20 protein-coding genes are annotated in these 21,261 nt (G+C 62.9%); 5 read left to right on the top strand and 15 right to left on the bottom strand.

The features are described 5' to 3' along the window. Positions 1 to 82: 82 nt before the first annotated feature. Positions 83 to 622, top strand: a complete 540-nt coding sequence (locus tag FBX99_RS23640; protein WP_144930906.1) for a TetR/AcrR family transcriptional regulator — start codon at positions 83 to 85, stop codon at positions 620 to 622. A gap of 230 nt (positions 623 to 852) precedes the next feature. Then, a complete protein-coding gene (locus FBX99_RS23635) occupies positions 853 to 4,323 on the top strand; it encodes a PAS domain-containing hybrid sensor histidine kinase/response regulator (RefSeq protein ID WP_144930908.1) in 3,471 nt (1,156 codons plus the stop codon). Between the two features lie 113 nt (positions 4,324 to 4,436). On the opposite strand, the gene rmuC is transcribed toward FBX99_RS23635, so the two are convergent. Beyond that, positions 4,437 to 5,825, bottom strand: a complete 1,389-nt coding sequence (gene rmuC, locus FBX99_RS23630; RefSeq protein WP_178112043.1) for a DNA recombination protein RmuC — start codon at positions 5,823 to 5,825, stop codon at positions 4,437 to 4,439. A 189-nt stretch (positions 5,826 to 6,014) separates the two neighbouring features. Then, entirely contained in the window at positions 6,015 to 6,338 is a 324-nt protein-coding gene (locus FBX99_RS23625; RefSeq protein ID WP_139647987.1) for a sel1 repeat family protein, read from the bottom strand. Between the two features lie 910 nt (positions 6,339 to 7,248). On the opposite strand from FBX99_RS23625, the gene FBX99_RS23615 reads away from it, so the two are divergent. From FBX99_RS23615 to FBX99_RS23605, 3 genes are all read left to right on the top strand, one after another. Then, complete coding sequence (locus FBX99_RS23615) at positions 7,249 to 7,473, top strand: hypothetical protein (RefSeq protein WP_144930912.1); 225 nt, start codon at positions 7,249 to 7,251, stop codon at positions 7,471 to 7,473. 276 nt (positions 7,474 to 7,749) lie between these two features. Further along, entirely contained in the window at positions 7,750 to 8,232 is a 483-nt protein-coding gene (locus FBX99_RS23610; protein WP_144930914.1) for a hypothetical protein, read from the top strand. 146 nt (positions 8,233 to 8,378) lie between these two features. Further along, positions 8,379 to 9,668 (top strand): OmpP1/FadL family transporter, encoded by a 1,290-nt coding sequence (locus FBX99_RS23605; protein WP_144930916.1) that lies wholly within the window; start codon positions 8,379 to 8,381, stop codon positions 9,666 to 9,668. Between the two features lie 85 nt (positions 9,669 to 9,753). Here FBX99_RS23605 and FBX99_RS23600 read toward each other — a convergent pair whose 3' ends face one another. From FBX99_RS23600 to cobO, 13 genes are all read right to left on the bottom strand, one after another. Beyond that, positions 9,754 to 10,305: a glutathione peroxidase gene (locus FBX99_RS23600; RefSeq protein ID WP_144930918.1), complete on the bottom strand. Its 552-nt coding sequence runs from the start codon at positions 10,303 to 10,305 to the stop codon at positions 9,754 to 9,756. Between the two features lie 182 nt (positions 10,306 to 10,487). Continuing rightward, on the bottom strand, positions 10,488 to 11,687 hold the full coding sequence (locus tag FBX99_RS23595) for an MFS transporter (RefSeq protein ID WP_371923885.1): 1,200 nt from the start codon (positions 11,685 to 11,687) through the stop codon (positions 10,488 to 10,490). A gap of 60 nt (positions 11,688 to 11,747) precedes the next feature. After that, a complete protein-coding gene (locus tag FBX99_RS23590; protein WP_144930922.1) occupies positions 11,748 to 12,152 on the bottom strand; it encodes a MarR family winged helix-turn-helix transcriptional regulator in 405 nt (134 codons plus the stop codon). 72 nt (positions 12,153 to 12,224) lie between these two features. After that, positions 12,225 to 12,956 carry an adenosylcobinamide-GDP ribazoletransferase gene (locus FBX99_RS23585; RefSeq protein WP_144930925.1) on the bottom strand — a complete coding sequence of 244 codons (732 nt, stop codon included), beginning with the start codon at positions 12,954 to 12,956 and terminating at the stop codon, positions 12,225 to 12,227. 2 nt (positions 12,957 to 12,958) lie between these two features. Further along, positions 12,959 to 13,534: an alpha-ribazole phosphatase family protein gene (gene cobC, locus FBX99_RS23580; protein ID WP_144930927.1), complete on the bottom strand. Its 576-nt coding sequence runs from the start codon at positions 13,532 to 13,534 to the stop codon at positions 12,959 to 12,961. Beyond that, a complete protein-coding gene (cobT, locus tag FBX99_RS23575) occupies positions 13,531 to 14,586 on the bottom strand; it encodes a nicotinate-nucleotide--dimethylbenzimidazole phosphoribosyltransferase (protein WP_145133094.1) in 1,056 nt (351 codons plus the stop codon). Before cobT ends, cobC begins: the two co-directional genes overlap by 4 nt. Then, on the bottom strand, positions 14,583 to 15,104 hold the full coding sequence (cobU, locus tag FBX99_RS23570; RefSeq protein WP_145133092.1) for a bifunctional adenosylcobinamide kinase/adenosylcobinamide-phosphate guanylyltransferase: 522 nt from the start codon (positions 15,102 to 15,104) through the stop codon (positions 14,583 to 14,585). Before cobU ends, cobT begins: the two co-directional genes overlap by 4 nt. 120 nt (positions 15,105 to 15,224) lie before the next feature. Further along, entirely contained in the window at positions 15,225 to 16,676 is a 1,452-nt protein-coding gene (locus FBX99_RS23565) for a cobyric acid synthase (protein WP_145133090.1), read from the bottom strand. Beyond that, a complete protein-coding gene (gene cobD / locus FBX99_RS23560; protein ID WP_144930934.1) occupies positions 16,673 to 17,665 on the bottom strand; it encodes a threonine-phosphate decarboxylase CobD in 993 nt (330 codons plus the stop codon). The genes FBX99_RS23565 and cobD overlap by 4 nt, the downstream gene beginning before the upstream one ends. Beyond that, a complete protein-coding gene (gene cbiB / locus FBX99_RS23555; protein ID WP_145133088.1) occupies positions 17,658 to 18,566 on the bottom strand; it encodes an adenosylcobinamide-phosphate synthase CbiB in 909 nt (302 codons plus the stop codon). Before cbiB ends, cobD begins: the two co-directional genes overlap by 8 nt. After that, positions 18,563 to 19,213 carry a 5,6-dimethylbenzimidazole synthase gene (gene bluB / locus FBX99_RS23550; RefSeq protein WP_144930938.1) on the bottom strand — a complete coding sequence of 217 codons (651 nt, stop codon included), beginning with the start codon at positions 19,211 to 19,213 and terminating at the stop codon, positions 18,563 to 18,565. Before bluB ends, cbiB begins: the two co-directional genes overlap by 4 nt. Further along, positions 19,210 to 20,610 (bottom strand): cobyrinate a,c-diamide synthase, encoded by a 1,401-nt coding sequence (locus tag FBX99_RS23545; protein WP_144930940.1) that lies wholly within the window; start codon positions 20,608 to 20,610, stop codon positions 19,210 to 19,212. Before FBX99_RS23545 ends, bluB begins: the two co-directional genes overlap by 4 nt. Further along, positions 20,607 to 21,233, bottom strand: a complete 627-nt coding sequence (cobO, locus tag FBX99_RS23540) for a cob(I)yrinic acid a,c-diamide adenosyltransferase (RefSeq protein ID WP_144930942.1) — start codon at positions 21,231 to 21,233, stop codon at positions 20,607 to 20,609. Before cobO ends, FBX99_RS23545 begins: the two co-directional genes overlap by 4 nt. Positions 21,234 to 21,261 lie beyond the last annotated feature (28 nt).

The following is a 21,261-nucleotide window of genomic DNA, read 5'->3' as shown; positions in this document are numbered from 1 at the left end:
CAGCAAAAGCTAATTTTTTGCTTTTGCGGAGTGTGCTACCGACGTGCGCTTAAAGCAAACTCTTTGTGTTAAGGTCCGCCCCATGGCTATTAAAGAAGGTTTACGCCCCGGCGGCAGAAGCGCCCGGGTACAAGAGTCGATCCATTCGGCCGTGCGCGCCCTGCTCCAGGAACAGGACCGCGCCACGCTGACCGTGCCGCAAATTGCTGCACGCGCGGGGGTTACGCCGTCCACCATCTACCGGCGCTGGGGTGACCTGCCGGCGCTGCTGGCCGATGTCGCTGTGGCCCGCATGCGCCACGACAGCGAACCGGCCAACACCGGCAGCCTGCGCGGCGACCTGCGCGCCTGGGCCGAGCAGTACCTGGACGAAATGAATTCCGAACCGGGTCGCAACATGATGCGCGACATCCAGGCCTGTGCCACGCCAGGGCATTGCGTGGAGATCATCGGCGCGCAGTTGCAGATCATCCTGGAGCGTTATCCCGATGAGCCGAATCCCGGCATCGAGCGACTGATCAATGTGATGGTGGCGCCGACGGTCTTTCGCATTCTCTTTGCCAGCGCGCCGCTGGAGGTTGAGGAGTTGCATCGGTTGATCGATATCGCGCTGGGGCAGTAAGGCCGCCATCGCGAGCAGGCTCGCTCCCACATTGGCCCGGTGTTCACAATCCCCTGTGGGAGCGAGCCTGCTCGCGATGAGGCCCGCAAACCCACCGCATGACCTGAGCAGCCCCACAGGCTGCGACAGCCCACCACGCCCCGACCTTGGTCGACACTGACGAACCCGAGCGGGCATGCGAGACTGTCTTGCCGGGCCCAGGCCCCGGTGTTCTTCGTTCGGGAGTTTCCATGTCGTTGTCCAGCGGGCTGATCGCCATCGTTGCCCTGGCCTATATGGCCATCATGTTCGCCATCGCCTTCTACGGCGACCGGCGCAGCACACCGTTGCCGCCACGGGTTCGGGCCTGGGTCTACAGCCTGTCGCTGGCGGTGTATTGCACCAGCTGGACCTTCTTCGGCGCGGTGGGCCAGGCCGCCGAGCAGCTCTGGTCGTTCCTGCCGATCTATCTCGGGCCGATCCTGCTGCTGGTGCTGGCGCCATGGGTCCTGCAAAAAATGGTGATGATCAGTAAGCAGGAGAACATCACCTCCATCGCCGACTTCATCGCCGCGCGCTATGGCAAGTCGCAGTCGCTGGCGGTAGTGGTCGCGCTGATCTGCCTGGTGGGCGTATTGCCGTACATTGCCTTGCAGCTCAAGGGCATCGTGCTCGGGGTGAACCTGTTGATCGGCGCCGGCGCCGATGCGATGGGCACCCGCGCCCAGGACACCGCGCTGATCGTCTCGCTGATCCTGGCCTTGTTCACCATTGTGTTCGGCACTCGCAACCTCGACGCCACCGAACACCACCGTGGCATGGTGCTGGCTATTGCCTTCGAATCGTTGGTCAAGCTATTCGCCTTCCTCGCGGTCGGCGCCTTCGTGACGTACGGCCTCTACGACGGCTTCGACGATCTGTTCGACCAGGCGATGCTCGCTCCGCGCCTGGAGCAATACTGGAAAGAAACCATCAACTGGCCGTCCATGGTGGTGCAGACCGGGGTGGCGATGATGGCGATCATCTGCCTGCCGCGTCAGTTTCATGTGACGGTGGTGGAGAACATCGAGCCCCAGGACCTGCGCCTGGCCAAGTGGGTGTTCCCCGCCTACCTGGCCCTGGCCGCGCTGTTCGTGGTGCCCATCGCCCTCGCCGGACAGATGATGTTGCCCGGTTCGGTGCTGCCGGACTCGTTCGTCATCAGCCTGCCGCTGGCACAGGCCCATCCGGCACTGGCGATGTTGGCGTTCATCGGCGGCGCCTCGGCGGCCACCGGCATGGTGATTGTCGCGAGCGTGGCGCTTTCCACCATGGTGTCCAACGACATGCTGCTGCCCTGGCTGTTGCGTCGCAACAACGCCGAGCGACCGTTCGAAGTGTTCCGCCAGTGGATGCTCTCGGTGCGTCGGGTGAGCATCGTGGTGATCCTGCTGCTGGCCTATGTCAGCTACCGACTGCTGGGTTCCACCGCGAGCCTGGCCACCATCGGCCAGATCGCCTTCGCCGCAGTGACGCAATTGGCCCCCGCCATGCTCGGCGCGCTGTACTGGAAACAGGCAAACCGCCGCGGTGTATTCGCCGGCCTCGCCGCAGGGATTTTCCTCTGGTTCTACACCCTGGTGCTGCCGATCGCTGCCCACAGCCTGGGCTGGTCCCTGAGCGCGTTCCCGGGCCTGGCCTGGCTGCACGGCAACCCATTGCATTTGCCGATCAGCCCGCTGACCCAAGGCGTCGTCCTGTCCCTGGCCGGTAACTTCACGCTGTTTGCCTGGATCTCGGTGCTGTCGCGTACCCGTGTGTCAGAGCATTGGCAAGCCGGTCGCTTCATCGGTCAGGAAATCAGCGCCCGTCCCAGCGCTCGGTCGATGCTGGCGGTGCATATCGAAGACCTGTTGCAGCTGGCCGCACGCTTCGTCGGCGAGGAACGGGCGCGCCAGAGCTTCATCCGCTTTGCCTACCGCCAGGGCAAGGGCTTCAACCCGAACCAGAATGCCGACAGCGAATGGATCGCCCACACCGAACGCCTGCTGGCCGGTGTGCTCGGAGCTTCGTCGACGCGGGCCGTGGTCAAAGCCGCGATTGAAGGTCGGGAGATGCAACTGGAGGATGTCGTCCGGATCGCTGACGAAGCCTCGGAAGTGCTGCAGTTCAACCGAGCCCTGTTGCAAGGTGCCATCGAGAACATCACCCAGGGCATCAGCGTGGTCGACCAGTCCCTGCGGTTGGTGGCATGGAACCGTCGCTACCTGGAATTGTTCAACTACCCGGACGGACTGATCAGCGTCGGCCGGCCCATTGCCGACATCATCCGCTACAACGCCGAACGCGGCCTCTGTGGTCCGGGCGAAGCCGAAGTCCATGTCGCCCGGCGCCTGCACTGGATGCGCCAGGGCCGTGCCCACACCTCCGAGCGGCTGTTTCCGAACGGCCGGGTGATCGAGCTGATCGGCAACCCAATGCCCGGCGGCGGTTTCGTCATGAGCTTCACCGACATCACCGCGTTCCGCGAAGCCGCACAGGCCCTGACCGAAGCCAACGAAGGGCTGGAGCAACGGGTGGCCGAACGCACCCGGGAGCTGTCGCAACTGAACGAAGCCCTGACCGAAGCCAAAAGCACCGCCGAAGCGGCCTATCAATCCAAGACCCGCTTCCTGGCCGCCGTCAGCCATGATCTGATGCAACCCCTCAATGCCGCCCGGCTGTTCTCCGCCGCGCTGTCCCATCAGCACGAAGGTTTGCCAGGCGAAGCCCGGCAACTGGTACAGCACCTGGACAGTTCCCTGCGCTCGGCCGAAGACCTGATTACTGACCTGCTGGATATTTCCCGCCTGGAAAACGGCAAGATCAACCCCGACCGCAAAGCCTTCGCCCTCAATGACCTGTTCGACACCCTCGGCGCCGAGTTCACGGTGCTGGCGCGGGAGCAAGGCCTGAAATTCCGCGTCCGCGGCTCACGATTGCGGGTCGACAGCGACATCAAATTGCTGCGGCGCATCCTGCAGAACTTCCTCACCAATGCCTTCCGCTATGCCAAGGGACCGGTGCTGCTGGGCGTGCGTCGACGCAACGGCGAGTTGTGCCTGGAGGTCTGGGACCGCGGACCGGGCATAGCCGAAGACAAGCAGCAGGTGATTTTCGAGGAATTCAAACGCCTGGACAGCCATCAGACCCGCGCCGAAAAAGGCCTGGGCCTGGGCCTGGCCATCGCCGACGGGCTGTGCCGCGTACTCGGCCACACCTTGCGCGTGCGCTCCTGGCCGGGACGCGGCAGTGTGTTCAGTGTCAGCGTACCGCTGGCCCATACGCAGATAGTTGCGCCCAGCATCGTGGCCGAACCCAACGGGCGCTTACCCAACGGCGCGCAGGTTTTGTGTGTCGATAATGAAGACAGCATCCTGATCGGCATGAACAGTCTACTGACCCGCTGGGGCTGCCAGGTGTGGACCGCGCGCAACCGTGAAGAATGCGAGCGCTGGCTCGCCGACGGCGGACGCCCGCAACTGGCCCTGGTGGATTTTCACCTGGACGACGGCGAGACCGGCACTGAACTGATGGCCTGGTTGCGCACCCGCATGGGTGAACCGGTGCCGGGGGTCGTGATCAGCGCCGACGGCCGTCCCGAGACGGTGGCCCAGGTACACGCCGCCGGGCTGGATTACCTGGCAAAACCGGTGAAACCAGCGGCGTTGAGGGCGTTGTTGAGCCGGCATTTGCCGTTGTAAGAGGAGATCACCTTGCAGCGTGGCACTCCCCTCGCCACAGGGTTTGCATCAACCACAGGGTTTGCACCAGCCATAGGATCCGCATCAATCACGGGGCTTACATGAGTGCCTGATCAAGCACCGGGTTTGGCATCGGCTTCTTCCGCCAACTCGGGCAACCCATCCTCATCTGTCATCGCCCGCTCAAGCAGTTCACCCGGCAACCGCTTGCTCGCCCGGGCACCGAGCAGCTTGAGTTGTTCAGTGCGGCTGACCAGGTTGCCGCGCCCTTCTGTCAGCTTGTTGCGTGCGGCACTGTAGGCCTTGTCCAGTTGTTGCAGGCGGCTGCCGATTTCGTCCAGGTCCTGGATGAACAGCACGAATTTGTCATACAGCCACCCGGCCCGCTCGGCGATCTCCCGGGCGTTCTGGCTCTGGCGTTCCTGCTTCCACAAGCTGTCGATTACCCGCAGCGTCGCCAGCAACGTGGTCGGGCTGACGATCACGATGTTGCGGTCAAAGGCTTCCTGGAACAGGTTCGGCTCGGCTTGCAGGGCAGCGGAAAACGCCGCTTCGATCGGCACGAACAACAACACGAAATCCAGGCTGTGCAAACCGTCCAGGCGCTTGTAGTCCTTGCCGGCCAGTCCTTTGACATGGGCCCGCAGCGATACGATGTGTTGCTTGAGGGCAAGCTGGCCGATGGCGTCATCTTCAGCGGCCACGTACTGCTGATAGGCGGTGAGACTGACCTTGGAATCGACCACCACCTGCTTGTCGCCGGGCAGGTAAATCAACACGTCAGGCTGGAACCGCTCGCCATCCGGGCCCTTGAGGCTGACCTGGGTCTGATACTCACGGCCCTTCTCCAGACCGGCGTGTTCGAGCACCCGCTCGAGAATCAACTCGCCCCAGTTGCCCTGGGTTTTCTGGCCCTTGAGCGCACGCGTGAGGTTGGTGGCTTCATCGCTCAGGCGCAGGTTCAGCTGTTGCAACCGTTCCAACTCCTTGCCCAGAGAAAAACGTTCCCGGGCTTCGGCCTGATAGCTTTCCTCGACGCGTTTCTCGAAAGACTGGATGCGCTCTTTCAACGGATCGAGCAACTGCCCCAGGCGCTGCTGGCTGGTTTCGGCGAAGCGTTGCTCGCGTTCATCGAAGATTTTCCCGGCAAGCTCAGCGAACTGCGCCCGCAACGCGTCCCGCGAACCTTGCAGGTCATCCAGGCGTTGCTGATGGTTTTCCTGCTGCTCGCGCAGTTCGGCATGCAGCGACGCCGCCTGGGCATCGAGCCGCCGCAGCTCGGCCTCTTTACCGGCACGTTCCAGGTTCCAGGCATGGGCCGCATCCCGGGCGTTATCACGCTCGATCTGCAACAGTTCGACCTCCCGGCAGGCCGCCGCGAGTTCGGCTTGCTTGGCCCCGTTGGCCTGGCTCAGGTCGCTGATTTCGTCGCGGCAGGCATCGAGCTGGGCGTTCAGGCCATCATGGGCCATGTGCGCAGTGGCCAGGCGCTCTTCCAACAGTGCCACTTCGGTCTGCGCGGCACTGGCCTGGCGTTGCAGGTGCCAGGCCAGTGCGAGCAACGGCACCGCCGCGCCTGCCAGGCCCAACAACAGGCTGGTCAAATCCATAGCCATGACAAATCCTGCCGATCAGATAAAGCCCGAAGATTAACCAAGCCGCTGGGGGTTGCCCAGCTCAGCCCTGCTATTTCAGTCTTCTATTTCAAGAAGCGCCTGCCGGGCGCGATGATCCCCGGCTCGGGCGGCCTGGCGCAGTAGGTCCTGGCCGATGCGCCGGTCACGGGCGTTACCGCATTCACGGCACATCAACCGACCGAGGCGACTTTGCGCAGCCACGACACCTTCGCGGGCCGGTTGCTTGAGCAGGCGCCCGGCCAGGTGCTTGACGCTGGGGCTTTCTCCGAGTCGCGGGCTGTCGAGCAGCCACTCGGCGACCCGCATCGACATGCGCTTGGGCGGGGTAACACTCGGGGGGGTGGAAGTAACAGGATTTGATACTGAGCGAAACTTCATAACGCACTATGGGGCAGATCGAAAGGCGCGCCACTCTACTCCTTTTTTCGTGTGGGTAAAGTCGAAAAAAACCGGCACGCCCGTGCTAGAGCAAGTGCTTGGGACAATCCACAGAAGCTGTGGATAACTCAGTGGACAACCCCCCTTGAAGGGGGTGAAAGCCCTATGGGACGGGGCCTGCGCTCAAACTGACGATTTTTTCACCAGTAAAAAAAAGCGATGTTTTTCATTGACTTAAATTTTGGATACAGGCACCCACCCCGGATTGTTGCGACATGACAGTTCGGTGACAACCCCCCTGGGGAGTGTGCACAAGTAACACCCAGACTGGTTATATCACTGCGCTTTCTTGATGCATTTGGCGGTAAGCCTGGGGATAACCCGAGTCACGGAGCACGACACCCCAGCCCAGTCCATCCGACCAAACGCAGCGAATCTGCATGTTTTTTGAACAACACGCTTCCCTTCTGCAGTTCGATCCGTTAACATCCGCGCCGTTAGTACCAAGCTGAAAGTCAATTCCGGGTCGAACACATCTCCACGGTCAGCCATCCTCAAGGGACGCCTCACCGATAACAGAGACCGGCCCCCTCGATGGTTTCCAGGTAAATCTTGCGCCAACACAGCCTTTGACTGACTACAAAGGGTGTTGCCAAGCTCATTACTCTGACCGAACCAACCTGCAAAATTGATCAGGATCTTCACCCTGGGCCCAGAACCTTTGCCCTTGCTGTGTCGCCTGCCCTCCTAAGTACCTACCTGCCAGCCCAAGCGCGCACTCTTATATAGCGCTCAAACTGGCTGCTTTGTTCCAGTCGGGTTCTTCGTTCGACCAATGGTGGTCGACGTTACTGGAACGTTTTAACGTTGCACGGTTCTTAACCGTGTCATTTGTAGGAACACCCATAATATGTCGACTCAAATCCAGACACAGGATGCCATCCGCACCCTAACCAACGCTTTTGCTCCAATGAACTGCCTGATCATGGCCGCTCGCAAAGGCTGCTTCAGCTTCACGCTGGTCAACGAACACGGCATCGCCCGTCACAGCGAACGCCTGTACCCCGATCAGTACTCCAGCGCAGAACCGCTGCAGGCCGTGATCGATCGTACCCGTCAGGCACTGGTTGCCTGAAACGCCCGAAGCGCTGAAAACCCAAAGGCCCCGCCCCGAAAGCGGGGCTTTTTATTGTCTGAAGTTTCTCGATAAAGCGAAACGGCTTAAGCACCAACAGATATAACAGTTATAACCGTTGGCGGAAGATGTTTTAAAAACAGGCCTTTACAACGGGAATATGACACTACACTTCAAGTCAAGCGGCATGATCCGCTGTCGGCGGAGCCTGGACCGATCCACCGCTGCCAAGCCCTACTCTTCCAGACTCCGCCCCTCTTACGCTTCGAGGGTGTTATGGGTATCGCTGCCAGCGAACTGTGTCGATATGTGATTCGTCCGACGCTCCTGTACCTGGGGCGCCATAGCGCAACGGCGGAATCCTTGTTGCTAGGCGTTGCCGCCAGCCAGTCCGGCCTGGGCTCAGCCTTGCACGACCGTCGCGGTCATGGCCTGTATCGCATTACCGAATGCCGTCACCAAGCACTCTGGGATCATTATCTGGCGCTGGATCCGGAACGCGCCAGCCTCGTGCGCGGCCTGGCCAGCCAACATGCCTTTCTCAGCGGTCCGCACCTGGAATTGACCGTCAACCTGCGTTACGCCACTGCCATCGCCTGGCTGCTGGTAGAAGAACAAAACACGCCGCTTCCCGACGCCAACGATCTGCTGGGCATGGCCCGGATCTGGCGCCAGACGTTCCACCCCCAAGGGCGCCTGCGGGACTTCACCTGCGCCTGGCAACACTGTGTTGCATCGCTGAATCAGGTCGCCTGTTGAAAATGGATGTTTGGAAACTTCCTACAACGGTCGCGAATTTGGTCGGATTGTCCTACAAAACCGCTCTAACTCACGCAACACAGGCTATAGCGCTTGAACGAAAATGTTGGTAGTTTTCGCCTCGGTGACCACACGGAGTTCTAACAATGAAAAAAATGATGCTCAAAACCACCCTTGGCCTCGCCGTAACTTTGGCCTCCTCTCAGTTGTTCGCCAGCGGCTTCCTGCTAAACGAACAGAGTATCAGTGGCATGGGCACTGGTTTCGCGGGTCGTTCTTCCTCTGCCGATGATGCAAGTACCGTGTTTGGCAACCCTGCCGGCATGTCGCGCCTCAAGCGCCAGCAAGTGACGGGTGGCCTGGCGGCCATCGATGCTTCGACCGACATCAATGATGCCAGCGGCACTCGCACCGGTACCAACGACGGCGACATGGTGCCGTTCACCGCCGTCCCCATGGGCTATTACGTCAAGCCTATCGATGATCAATGGGCATTCGGCCTGGGTGTCTATGCTCCGTTCGGCCTGATCACCGACTATGAAAACAGCTTCCAAGGGCAGAACTTCGGCAGCAAGAGCGAAGTGAAGGTCATCACCTTCCAGCCAACTGTCAGCTATGCCTTCAACGACAAGGTTTCGATTGGTTTTGGTCCGACGATCAACCGTATTTCCGGTCAGTTGGAATCCACCTTGAATTTGCCTATCCCCGGACTTGGCGGTGATAGCAACGTCAAGATCAAGGGCGACGACATCGGCTACGGTTACAACATTGGTTTGCTGGTTCAGGCAACAGACACTACTCGCGTCGGCCTGACCTACCACTCCAAGGTCAAGTACAAACTCGAAGGCCACACAGAAGTCGACGCGAATGCAAATATTCCAGGCGCAATACTGCACAACGGACGCTATGACGCTTCGCTGGACATTACGACGCCTGAAACCGTAGATTTTTCGGTTACCCAGCAAATCAATGATGCCTGGACAGTATACGCCGGCAGCACCTGGACTCGCTGGAGCCGCCTGAAAGACATCACGGTGAACAACAAAGGCGTTACAGCATCGTCCCCTATAGGAGTGGATCCTACCCTCTTCAGCACCATCACCGAAGAACAGAACTGGCACGACACCTGGGCCTATGCCATCGGTACCTCCTACCAGTTGAACAAACAATGGGTACTGCGTACCGGTCTGTCCTTCGATCAGTCTCCTGCCAACAACACCGACCGCTCGCCACGCATCCCGACCGGCGACCGGACCATCTTCAGCCTGGGTGCCGGCTGGAGTCCGACCGATGACCTGACCATCGACGTGGCCTATTCCTACCTCAAGGAAGAGAAGGTCAACGTCAACCGTACCAATGCATTGGGCCAGGCCTATAGCGCTGAATACGAAAACAGCGCAAACGGCTTCGGTGTTGGCGCAACCTATCGCTTCTGATGATCCACGGCGAGCCTGAACCCCTCGCCATCCGAAAAAAAGCCCCGCACTCTGCAAAGAGCCGGGGCTTTTTCGTGGCCAGCGATCAGGGTTTAGACGCGATGGCTGCCTCCACCGCCTTGATGAATTCAGGATCGTCCGGTTTGATCCGGCTGGAGAAACTGGCAACAACCTTACCCTGGCGATCCACGACGTACTTATAGAAATTCCATTTCGGCGCGCCGGACTGTTCGGCCAGGTGCTTGAACAGCGGTATGGCGTCGGCACCGCGTACCGGTTGCGGCTCGGTCATGGTGAAGGTCACGCCATAATTGACGTAACAGACCTTGGCTGTCTCGGCGCCATCCTTGGACTCTTGCTTGAAGTCGTTGGACGGCACGCCCAGCACCTGCAGGCCTTGGTCCTTATAGCGCTGGTTCAGGGCTTCGAGGCCTTTGAACTGGGGCGCGAACCCGCAGAAGCTGGCGGTGTTGACCACCACCAGCGGTTTGCCGGCAAAGCGTTGGCACAGATCGATGGTTTCCTTGGCCCGCAGCTTGGGCAACGACCCCTCCAGCAACGGTGGGCAGTCGGCGGCCCATACTTGCCCGTTCACAACCAGCAGCAGGGCGGGAATAGCTAGCCAGCGCGTCAGCATGTAGGCACTTCCTTGAAGACATGTCAGACCACGACGTTACTCGTCATCACCCGAAGCGTCCACCGCTCAGCAGTTGCCCATGCCCAGTTGCATCAAGGCCAACCCGCCCTGATGCCAGCCCCACCAGGCAAACGCCAACAGCAGGACAGCGCCGGCAATCATCAACCAGGGGCCGACGCGACTCATGCCACACCGGCCTGGGCCTGCAGGCGCGCCACTGGACGTTCGCGCACCGGCCAGTTCAACGCCGCCGCCAGCAGGCTGAGCAGGACGGCGACCTGCCAGATCAAGTCGTAGCTGCCGGTGCGGTCATACACCACCCCGCCCAACCAGCCGCCCAGGAACGATCCCAACTGGTGGAACAGGAACACGATCCCACCCAACATCGACAGATTTCGCACACCGAACAGGGTGGCTACAGTGCCGTTGGTCAAGGGCACGGTGGAGAGCCACAGGAACCCCATCGCCATGCCGAATACGTAGGCCGTGGTGGTGGTAACCGGCAGCCACAGGAACACGCCGATCACCACCGCCCGCGCCAGGTACAACCCTGTCAGCAGCCGCGGCTTGGACATGCGTCCGCCGAGCCAGCCGGCGGTGTAGGTGCCAAAGATATTGAACAGCCCGACCAGGGCCAGCACGGTGGTACCGACGCTGGCCGGCAGGTGCTGGTCCACCAGGTACGCCGGCAGATGCACGCCGATGAACACCACCTGGAAACCGCAGACGAAAAAACCGAACGCCAGCAACCAGAACCCGGAATGGTTGCACGCCTCGCGCAACGCTTCGGACAAGGTCTGTTCATGGCCGGCCAAGGGCGTCGGCGTGTCCTTGAGCATGCTGACCAGCGGCACGATCAGCGCCACCAGCAGCCCCAGGGCCAGCAGCGCGGCGGACCAGCCGAGCCAGCCGATCAAGCCCAAGGTGCCCGGCAACATGGCGAACTGGCCGAAGGAGCCGGCGGCACTGGCAATGCCCATGCCCAGGCTGCGTTTTTCCGCCGGTACGGCCCGACCAACCACCCCGAGGATCACCGAGAAAGAAGTGCCGGACAGACCGAGACCAATCAGCAGCCCTGCACTCAATGACAGCGACCAGGCGGAATCCGCCAGCCCCATGAACACCAGGCCCAAGGTATAGAGAACACCGCCGATCAGCACTACTTTCGCCGCACCGAAGCGGTCGGCCAGCGCCCCGGTAAAGGGCTGGGCCAGGCCCCAGATCAGGTTCTGCAGGGCGATGGCGAAGGCGAACACCTCACGGCCCCAGCCGAACTCGGTACTCATGGGGGCCAGGAACAGCCCGAAGCCATGCCGCACACCCAGGGACAACGCCAGGATCAGCGCGCTGCCCACCAGGACCCAACCACAGGTACGCCACATCGATGCCATTTTATTCTCCACTCGCGGGTATATACCCGCTTATTATCGAACGAACCGGCTTCACGCCAGTTCGTCCAGCAAGGCCAGCAATGCCGTGCGCTTCTCGGCGCCCAGTTTATCGATCAATCGTTGTTGCGCCGCTTCCCAGGCGGGTAATGCCGCCGCCAGTCGGTCGCGTCCGGCTGGCGTCAGCACGACGATGCGGTTACGCATGTCTTGACCCTCGGCAAGCGCCACCAGCCCCTCGCCCTCCAGGACCCGAAGATTACGCCCCAGGGTGCTGCGATCCAGCCCCATGGCTTCGGCCAGGGACGAAATGCTCGGCTGATCCAGGCGCGCCAGGTTGCTCAGCAAAGAATACTGGGCAACGTTGATCCCGAAGCCATCGAGAGCGCCGTCGTAATACCTGCTGACGCCTCGAGCGGCGCGACGCAGGTTGATGCACAGACATTGGGAAGGAAGCATGATGCGTGTATATACCCGCGACTAAATGAATGCAAATTTAAATAGAGTGGAGGCGGCCACAATAGGGCGACCTCAGAATAAAGCAATGCCCACCAGCACAGCCATTTCCAGCAGCTCCAACAAGGCCCCGGCGGTGTCACCCGTGCATCCACCCAGCCGACGCAGCATCATCTGCCGCAAGCCAATGAACACCACGGCGGCGATGATCAGCGCCCAGACCCCGGCCCAGCCCGTCACCAGCACGCAGCCCAGCGCACAGGCCGACAAGACCTGCCACCCCGCAGATCGCGGCAGATGATCGGCAAGCGCCTGCCCCAACCCGCCGGCACGCACATAAGGCGTGGTCAGGAACAGGCCCAGCAACGCTGTACGCCCTAAAACCGGCACGATGAGCAACACCAGGGTCTGCCCTTGTTCGAGCAGCGCCAGCAACGCCGCGAACTTGAGCAGCAATACCAGCACCAAAGTGATCACCGCAATCGGTCCGCTACGCGGGTCTTTCATGATCAGCAACGTGCGTTCGCGGTCGCCAAAGCCACCGAGCCAGGCGTCTGCGCTGTCGGCCAGGCCATCCAGGTGCAGCCCGCCGCTGAGCAGCACCCATGCCGTCAGCAACAGCGCGCCATGCAGCAGCAACGGCGTACCGAGCAGCAAGGCGTTGAAGCCCCAGAGCAATGCACCGAACAACACCCCCACCAGCGGATAGAACAGCAGCGAACGGCCAAGCTGCCCAGGCTCCGGCATGCCCGGCAGGCGAACCGGCAAGCTGCTGAGAAATTGCAGGGCGATCCAGAACGGCAGCATGTTCAGCTCATCTCCGTCAAGACCGGACCGGACGACACCCGAAGGGAGAACCGCGCACCGTGAGCCACTTCAACGTTGAGCAATTGCTCCCGGGGCAGGCCTCGGGCACGGGCCAGCAACAACTTCATGACGCCGCCATGGCCGACCAGCAGCACCCGCTGCCCTGCGTAAGCTGCATGCAGGCGCTCCACCGCCGCCAGGACCCGCGTCGAAAACGCCAGCACCGGCTCACCGTCGGGGGGCGTGAAAGCATAAGGATCGGCCCAGAACCGGCCCAGGGCCTCGGCATCAGTCTCCATCAATGCTGCTGCGCTGCGGCCCTCCCAAGCACCGAAATGCAGCTCTTGCAGATCCGCATCCACGTGCACCGGTACGTTGAGTCGGCTGCCGAGCTGCTGCGCAAAATGCGCACAGCGTTGCAACGGCGAACTCACCAGCCGATCCCAGGGACTATCCGCTGCCACAGCGGCGTGCATCTGCTCCCAGCCCCTGGCCGTCAAGGCATCGTCGAGGCTGCCACGCAATCCGCCGCCCAGCTCGGTTTCGCCATGGCGCAGCAGGTCCAGGCGCAAGGTCATGCCGAGCGATCCGCCACGGCCGCTTCGGCAAACGTCGCCATTTGCCCGTGCAGGTCACAGGCCAGGCGCAACAGCGGCACCGCCAGCGCAGCGCCACTGCCCTCGCCCAGGCGCAGACCCAGGTCGAGCAGCGGTTCGGCACCGAGGGTTTCCAGGACGTGGCGATGCCCCGGTTCGGCACCACGATGGCCGAACAGCAGCCATGGCCGGCATTCGGGATTAAGGCGCACCGCCACCAGTGCCGCGACGCTGCAGATAAAACCGTCCACCAGCACCGCAATGCCTTGCTGCGCACAGGCCAGGTATGCACCGACCAGCGCAGCGATTTCAAACCCGCCCAGGTTGAACAGCGTCTGCAACGGATCGCTGCTCTGGGCTCGATGTAGCGTCAGGGCACGTTCAATCACTTGGGCTTTGTGACTGACACCCGCCGCGTCCAACCCCGTGCCTGGCCCGACCAGGTGAGCCACCGGGCAATCGAGCAAAGCGCAGGCCAGGGCACTGGCCGCCGTGGTGTTGCCGATCCCCATCTCGCCGCCGATAAACAACTGCGTGCCACTGGCAATCGCGCGGGCGACACTGTCGCGCCCGGCTTGCAGGGCCTGCTCGCCTTGGTCCACGGTCATCGCCGGGCCCTGGACAAAATTCGCCGTGCCGGGCCCGACACGCAGATGCCGCACACCGGGCAGATCCAGCGACGGCGTCACAGTCCCCAGGTCCACGACCTCCAACCCCGCCCCCAATTGCCGCGCCAGAACGCTGATGGCCGCGCCACCACTGACGAAGTTGAGCAGCATCTGTCCGGTGACTTCCTGGGGATAGGCCGACACGCCCTCCGCCACCACCCCATGATCGCCGGCAAAAATCGCGATCCACAGTCGGTCCAGGCTTGGCTTGACCCGCCCTTGCAGGCCCGCCAGTTGCACCGCCACCGATTCGAGCCGCCCCAGAGAGCCGGCCGGCTTGGTCAGTTGTTGCTGACGGGCCGCGGCCTGTTCCAGGGCCTGGGTATCGAGGGGCTTGCAGGGGTCCAGCCACCAGCGGTGATTCATAACACGGTACCTTTGAGGGTCAGGGGCAGGCCGGCAACGGTCAGTACAACACGCTGACAGCGCTCGGCCAGGGCTTGATGCAGCCAACCGGCTTCATCGACATAACGGCGGGTCAGCTCGCCCAGCGGCACGACACCCATTCCGGTCTCGTTGCTGACAAAAATGATTTCACCGGGCAACGCGGTCACGCAGTCCAGCAAGGCGTCGCGCTCCACACCCAGTTGTCGGGCGTCATCGAGCATCAGCAGGTTGGTCAGCCACAGGGTCAGGCAATCCACCAGCAGGCAGCGCCCGGGCGCGGCGTTGGCCCGCAATACCCGGGCCAGGGCCAGCGGCTCTTCCACCAGTGCCCACTCGGCCGGACGACGCGCGCGATGCAAGGCGACCCGCTGGTTCATCTCGCCGTCCAGGGGTTGGCTGGTGGCGATGTAAGTCACCGGTAACCGAGTGTCCGCCGCGAGTTTTTCAGCCAGGCGACTCTTGCCGGAGCGGGCGCCGCCGAGGATCAGTTGGAGCATGGTGTAATACCTTCAAATAGGCGGTGTTGCTGCCGGCCCCATCGCGAGCAGGCTCGCTCCCACATGGGCCCAGTGTTCACAATCCCCTGTGGGAGCGAGCCTGCTCGCGATAGGGCCACCCTAGATCCCACAGAGTTCACGCAACAAACCGGTATCCAGATGTTTTTCCACCAGGTCCGCCAGCCGCTCGATATCCCGCTCGCGCAAGCCGTGGTAATCCACTGCTCGCACATCCGCCAACCCGGCCCAACGCAACAAGGCGCTGCTGGACTCGGACGACTCGAACAGGCCGTGCAGGTAGGTGCCGAGAATCTGCCCGTCGAGGCTCCGGGCCCCGTCGCAGCGGCCGTCATCCAATTGCACCAAGGGCTGTTCCAGGGCCGGGCCGACAGTCACGCCGGCATGGATCTCATAGCCACTGACCTCGGCATTCTCCAGGGTCAATCGGCCTCGGACATTGCGCAACTGCTTCTCGTGCTCCAGAGTCGTTTCGAACGCCAGGAGCCCCAGCCCGGCGCTGGAGCCCGGCGTGCCTTCCAACCCCAGCGGATCGTGGACCTGTTGCCCGAGCATCTGCAACCCGCCGCAGATCCCCAGCAGCTTGCCGCCATAGCGCAGATGCCGCTGAATGGCCGCTTCCCAGCCGTGGGCCCGCAGATGGGCCAGGTCGCTGCGCACGCTTTTCGAGCCCGGCAGGATGATCAGGTCGGCTGGCGCAATGGCCTGGCCCGGACCGATGAATTGCAGGTCAACCTGCGGGTGGAGGCGCAACGGATCGAAATCGGTGTGATTGCTGATGCGTGGCAGCACCGGCACCAACACTTTGAGCACCTGCTCGGCCTTGTCGGTTTGGCGCCGATCCAGGCCGTCCTCCGCCTCCAGATGCAGGTCCGTCACGTAGGGCAACACCCCCACTACCGGCTTGCCGGTGCGGGCTTCCAGCCAGTCCAACCCCGGTTGCAGCAAGGCAATGTCGCCGCGAAAACGGTTGATGATGAAGCCCTTGACCCGCGCCTGCTCGCTGGGCGAAAGCAGCTCCAGGGTGCCCACCAGATGGGCGAATACCCCACCGCGATTGATATCGGCGATCAGCAGCACGGGGCAGTCCACCGCTTCGGCAAATCCCATGTTGGCGATGTCACCGGCCCGCAGGTTGATCTCGGCCGGCGACCCCGCGCCCTCCACCATCACCACCGGATACGCCGCGCTCAAACGCTCGTGGGAAGCCAGCACGGCCCGCATCGCGATGGCCTTGTAATCGTGATAGGCCACAGCATTCATGGTGGTGACCGCACGGCCATGGATGATGACCTGGGCCCCCGTGTCGCTGTTAGGCTTGAGCAGTACCGGGTTCATGTCGGTGTGCGGCTCGAGGCCGGCGGCCTGGGCCTGTACGGCCTGGGCGCGACCGATTTCGCCACCGTCGGTGGTCACCGCGCTGTTGAGGGCCATGTTCTGCGGCTTGAACGGCACCACACTCACGCCATGGCGCCTGACCCAGCGGCACAGCGCCGTGACCAGGGTGCTTTTACCGGCATCGGACGTGGTGCCTTGCACCATCACTGTGGTCATTGGAAGTCCTCGGCGTAGGCCACGAAAGCCTGTTCCAGGCGCAGGAATTCGGCATCGTCGGCCGGTAACCCGAAGCGCAGGCTGCTGGTGTTCGTGAATAGCCGCAGGAGAATGCCGCGATGGGCCATGAAGTCGTGAAGCATCTGAGCGTGTTCGGTGACCAGCCACTGGAACAACGCGCAACCACCCTGGGGCTTGAAGCCGTGACGGGCAAGCAGCAATGACAGGCGTTGGCTGGCAGCTTCACAGCGCTGTCGCTGACGGGTGTGGGCGGCGGTGTCGAGTAAACAGGTTTGGCCCAGGACCCGGGTCGGCCCGCTGACCGCCCACGGCCCGACCTGCTCGGCGAGCAACCTGAGCAAATGTTGCTCGGCCAGGACAAACCCCAGGCGAACCCCGGCCAGGCCAAAGAACTTGCCGAAGGAACGCAGCACGATCAGCCCGACCTGATGGGCATGGGCAGCCAGGCTCAGTTGCGGGGTGACATCCATGAAAGCCTCGTCCACCACCAGCCAGCCGCCGCGCTGGGCCAGTCGCGCGTGCCAGTCCAGCAAACGTTCGGGGCTCAGGTTCAGCCCCGTGGGATTGTTCGGGTTGACCACCACCAGCACGTCGAGGCTATCGAGGAAGAAATCCACTTCCGATTCCAGCACCTCACGCACGATGTAACCGTTGCGGCGCCAGGCTTCGGCGTGCTCGGCATAACAAGGCGACAAGACACCGACCTTGCCACTGCGACGCAGGCGCGGCAACAGCTGGATCGCCATCTGCGAACCGGCCACCGGCAGTACATGGGCCGCCCCGTAATAAGTGCAGGCTGCCTGCTCCAGTCCGTCATCGGTTTCAGGCAGGCGTGCCCAGGCCCGCAAAGGAATCGCCGGGACGTCGAACGGCCATGGCGCCAGGCCGCTGGACAGGTCGAGCCAATCCACCTCGGCAATGCCATATTGCCGGACCGCTTTGCGCAGGCGTCCGCCGTGCTCAAGCATAGAACTCAGCTCCCAGACAGAGAATCAGCAACCACAACCATACGCCGCGCTGCACCAGCTGCCAGCCGCGATCAATGGAATCGGCGCTCGCCGGCACACCCTCGCCCAGCGCTGGCCGCTGGTGCAGTTCGCCGTGATACACCGCCGCCCCCCCCAGCTCGACACCCAGCGCACCGGCACCGGCGGCCATGACCGGCCCGGCATTCGGGCTGTCCCAGGTCGGGCCCTGGCTGCGCCAGCACTTGAGCGCCAGACGGGTTTTACCGAGCAGCGCGTAGGTCAACGCCACCAGCCGCGCCGGAATGTAGTTGAGCACGTCATCGATTTTCGCCGCTGCCCAGCCAAAGCGCTCGAAGCGCTCGTTGCGATAGCCCCACATGGCGTCGAGGGTATTGCTCAAGCGATACAACACCACACCGGGCGCCCCCGCCACGGCGAACCAGAACAACGCGGCGAATACCGCGTCGCTGCCGTTCTCCAGCACCGACTCGGTGGCCGCGCGGGCGACGGCGGTTTCGTCCAGCTCACGGGTTTCGCGGCTGACCAGATAGCCGACACGCTTGCGCGCTTCGTCCAGATCGCCGCTACGCAGCGCCCGGGCCACCGGCTCGACATGTTCGCCGAGGCTGCGCAGGCCGAGGGCGCAGTACAGCGCCAGGATATCCACCAGCCATCCCACCAGTGGCGCCCAGGACAGGGCCGTGGCGAGCAGGGTCAGCGGCACTACCGCAATCACCCACGCCGTGACCCCGTGGCTGCGCCAACCGCGCCCGCCGGAATTGAAGCGTTGTTCGATGCGATCGGCAAAACGGCCGAACGCCACCAGCGGATGCCAGCGCCGCGGCTCCCCCAGCAATGCATCCAGCGCTACGGCGGCGGCACTGAGCAACGCGACACTCATGGGTTCACTCCCCAACGGTTTTCATAGAGCAGTTCATTGAGTGAACGCGGTTGTGCCCAGCCCTCCAGGGCGAGCATTGGTGCTGGATAGAACTCCTCCACCGGGCCGAGACAGAGTATCGCCAGGGGCTTGGCGCCCGCAGGCAGGCCCAGCAGATCGGCCAGGGCCTGGGGCTCGAACAGCGAAACCCAGCCCATCCCCAGCCCTTCGGCGCGGGAAGCCAGCCACAGATTCTGGATCGCACAGGACAGCGAGGCGAGGTCCATTTCCGGCAAGGTCCGGCGGCCGAAGATGTGCCGCTCGCGGTCATCCATCAACGCCGCCACCAGGACTTCGGCGCAGTCATTGATGCCCTCCACCTTGAGCTTCATGAATTCATCGCTGCGTTCGCCCAGGGCCTCGGCGGTGCGAATGCGCTCCTGTTCCACCAATTGCTGGATATCTGCGCGCAATGCGCGGTCGCTGATGCGGATGAACCGCCACGGTTGCATCAGGCCCACACTGGGCGCCTGGTGGGCGGCTTCCAGCAGGCGCCGCAGCAACTGGGGTTCAACCGTGCCGCCGATGAAATGCCGCATGTCGCGGCGCTCAGCGATGGCGCGGTAGATGGCGTCGCGTTCGGCCTTGGGAAATGCGTTGTCAGTCATGGCCTCTTCGCGAGCAAGCCCGCTCCCACAGAGAATTGTGAACACCCATCCAATGTGGGAGCGGGCTTGCTCGCCAAAGCAGCCTCAAGGTCCGGCGCCAACAACGCGGCAATCGCCCGCGGATTCGACGGAAAATAGAAATGCACATAGGAGGCCGTCATCCGCCCCTGCCGGAACACCGCCTCCGCACCACGCCCACCGTTAGGGCTATGGCCACGGGCGATCGGTTCCAGGTCAGTACTGGTCAGCGAGTGATGGTAGGTGTGTCCGCGCAGAGTGCCTTCCGGCAGCTCCACCGATTGCAGCGCCAGGGCGGCGAGGCGCTTCTGCATCTGCGCGTCACCGGCGAGCAACCCGAGCAGCTCGGCGCGATTGCCCTCGACATCGGTCAGCGAATCCAGCAGATACAACATGCCGCCGCACTCCGCCAGCAACGGCTTGCCGGCGTGGTGATGTGCCCGGATTGCCGCCAGCATCGGCGCATTCCGGGCCAAGGCCAGGTGATGCAATTCAGGATAACCGCCAGGCAGGTACAGGCTGTCCGCCTCGGGCAGTTCGTGGTCATGGATCGGTGAAAAAAAGCGCAACTGCGCGCCCATGGCGCGCAGCAGATCGAGGCTCGCGCCATAGGTGAAGGCAAACGCTTCGTCCCGGGCCACGGCGATGCGGACCCCGTCGAGCCACGGCTGCGCGGCAATCACCGCGGGGGCGGCGAATGTCACCGCCGGCGGAAGCGTCACTTCGCAACTGCCGGCCAGGGCCTCGGCCGCAGCGTCGAGGCGCAGGTCCAGGTCGTTCAGCTCGCTGGCCTGGACCAGTCCGAGATGACGACTTGGCAGCTCGATTCCGGTTTCCCGGGACAGCGCGCCGTACCAGCGCAGGCCTTCGGTGAGGCTGCCTTCAAGCAATTGCGCATGGCGCACGGTGCCGACCCGGTTGGCCAGGACGCCGGCGAAGGGCAGATCCGGCTGATAGCGCGCCAGCCCGAGGGCCAGGGCGCCGAAGGTCTGAGCCATGGCCGTGCCGTCGATCACCGCCAGCACCGGCACACCGAAATGTCGCGCCAGATCGGCGCTGGACGGCGTGCCGTCGAACAACCCCATCACCCCTTCGATCAGGATCAGGTCCGCTTCGGCTGCAGCTTCCCACAACAACCGTCGGCTTTCCTGCTCGCCGACCATCCACATGTCCAATTGATAGACCGGCGCGCCGCTGGCGCGCTCCAGGATCATCGGGTCGAGGAAATCAGGGCCGCATTTGAAAACGCGCACCTTGCGCCCCTGGTTGCGATGCAGCCGGGCCAGGGCAGCGGTGACCGTGGTCTTGCCTTGCCCCGACGCCGGGGCGGCAATCAGTACCGCCGGGCATTGGCGGTCTGGAAACGAAGGGTCACTCACAGTTCGACGCCCTTCTGTGCCTTGATACCGGCCTGGAAGGCATGCTTGATCATGCCCATTTCGGTGACGGTGTCTGCCAGCTCGATCATTTCCGGCTTGGCGCCGCGGCCGGTCACCACGACATGCTGCATGGGCGGACGCGCCTGCAGGTCGCTCAGGACCTGGTCGAGATCGAGGTAACCGTGCTTGAGCGCAATGTTCAGTTCATCGAGCACCACCAGGCCAATGGACGGATCGTTCAGCAGTTGGCGCGACACGGCCCAGGCCGTTTCGGCGGCCGCGATGTCGCGCTGTCGATCCTGGGTTTCCCAGGTAAACCCTTCGCCCATGACGTGAAAGCGCACCTGATCCGGGAAACGCCGGAAAAACAATTCCTCACCGGTGCTGTTGCGGCCCTTGATGAACTGCACCACGCCACACTGCATCCCATGCCCCATGGCTCGGGCCAGCATGCCGAACGCCGAACTGCTCTTGCCCTTGCCGTTGCCGGTCAGCACCAACAGCAAGCCGCATTCGTTCGGTGAATTGGCGATGCGCTCGTCGATCACGGCTTTCTTGCGCTGCATACGCGCCAGGTGACGCTCGTCGCGGTCGGACGCATCTGTATCAGGGGAGCCGGTCATGGGGAAGCCTCCGTTGAGAACTGGATAA

Source organism: Pseudomonas sp. SJZ074, assembly GCF_007828215.1.
Taxonomy (GTDB): Bacteria; Pseudomonadota; Gammaproteobacteria; order Pseudomonadales; family Pseudomonadaceae; genus Aquipseudomonas.
The sequence above is the reverse complement of the archived record's forward strand: the minus strand, read 5'-3'. Positions and strand labels throughout refer to the sequence as shown.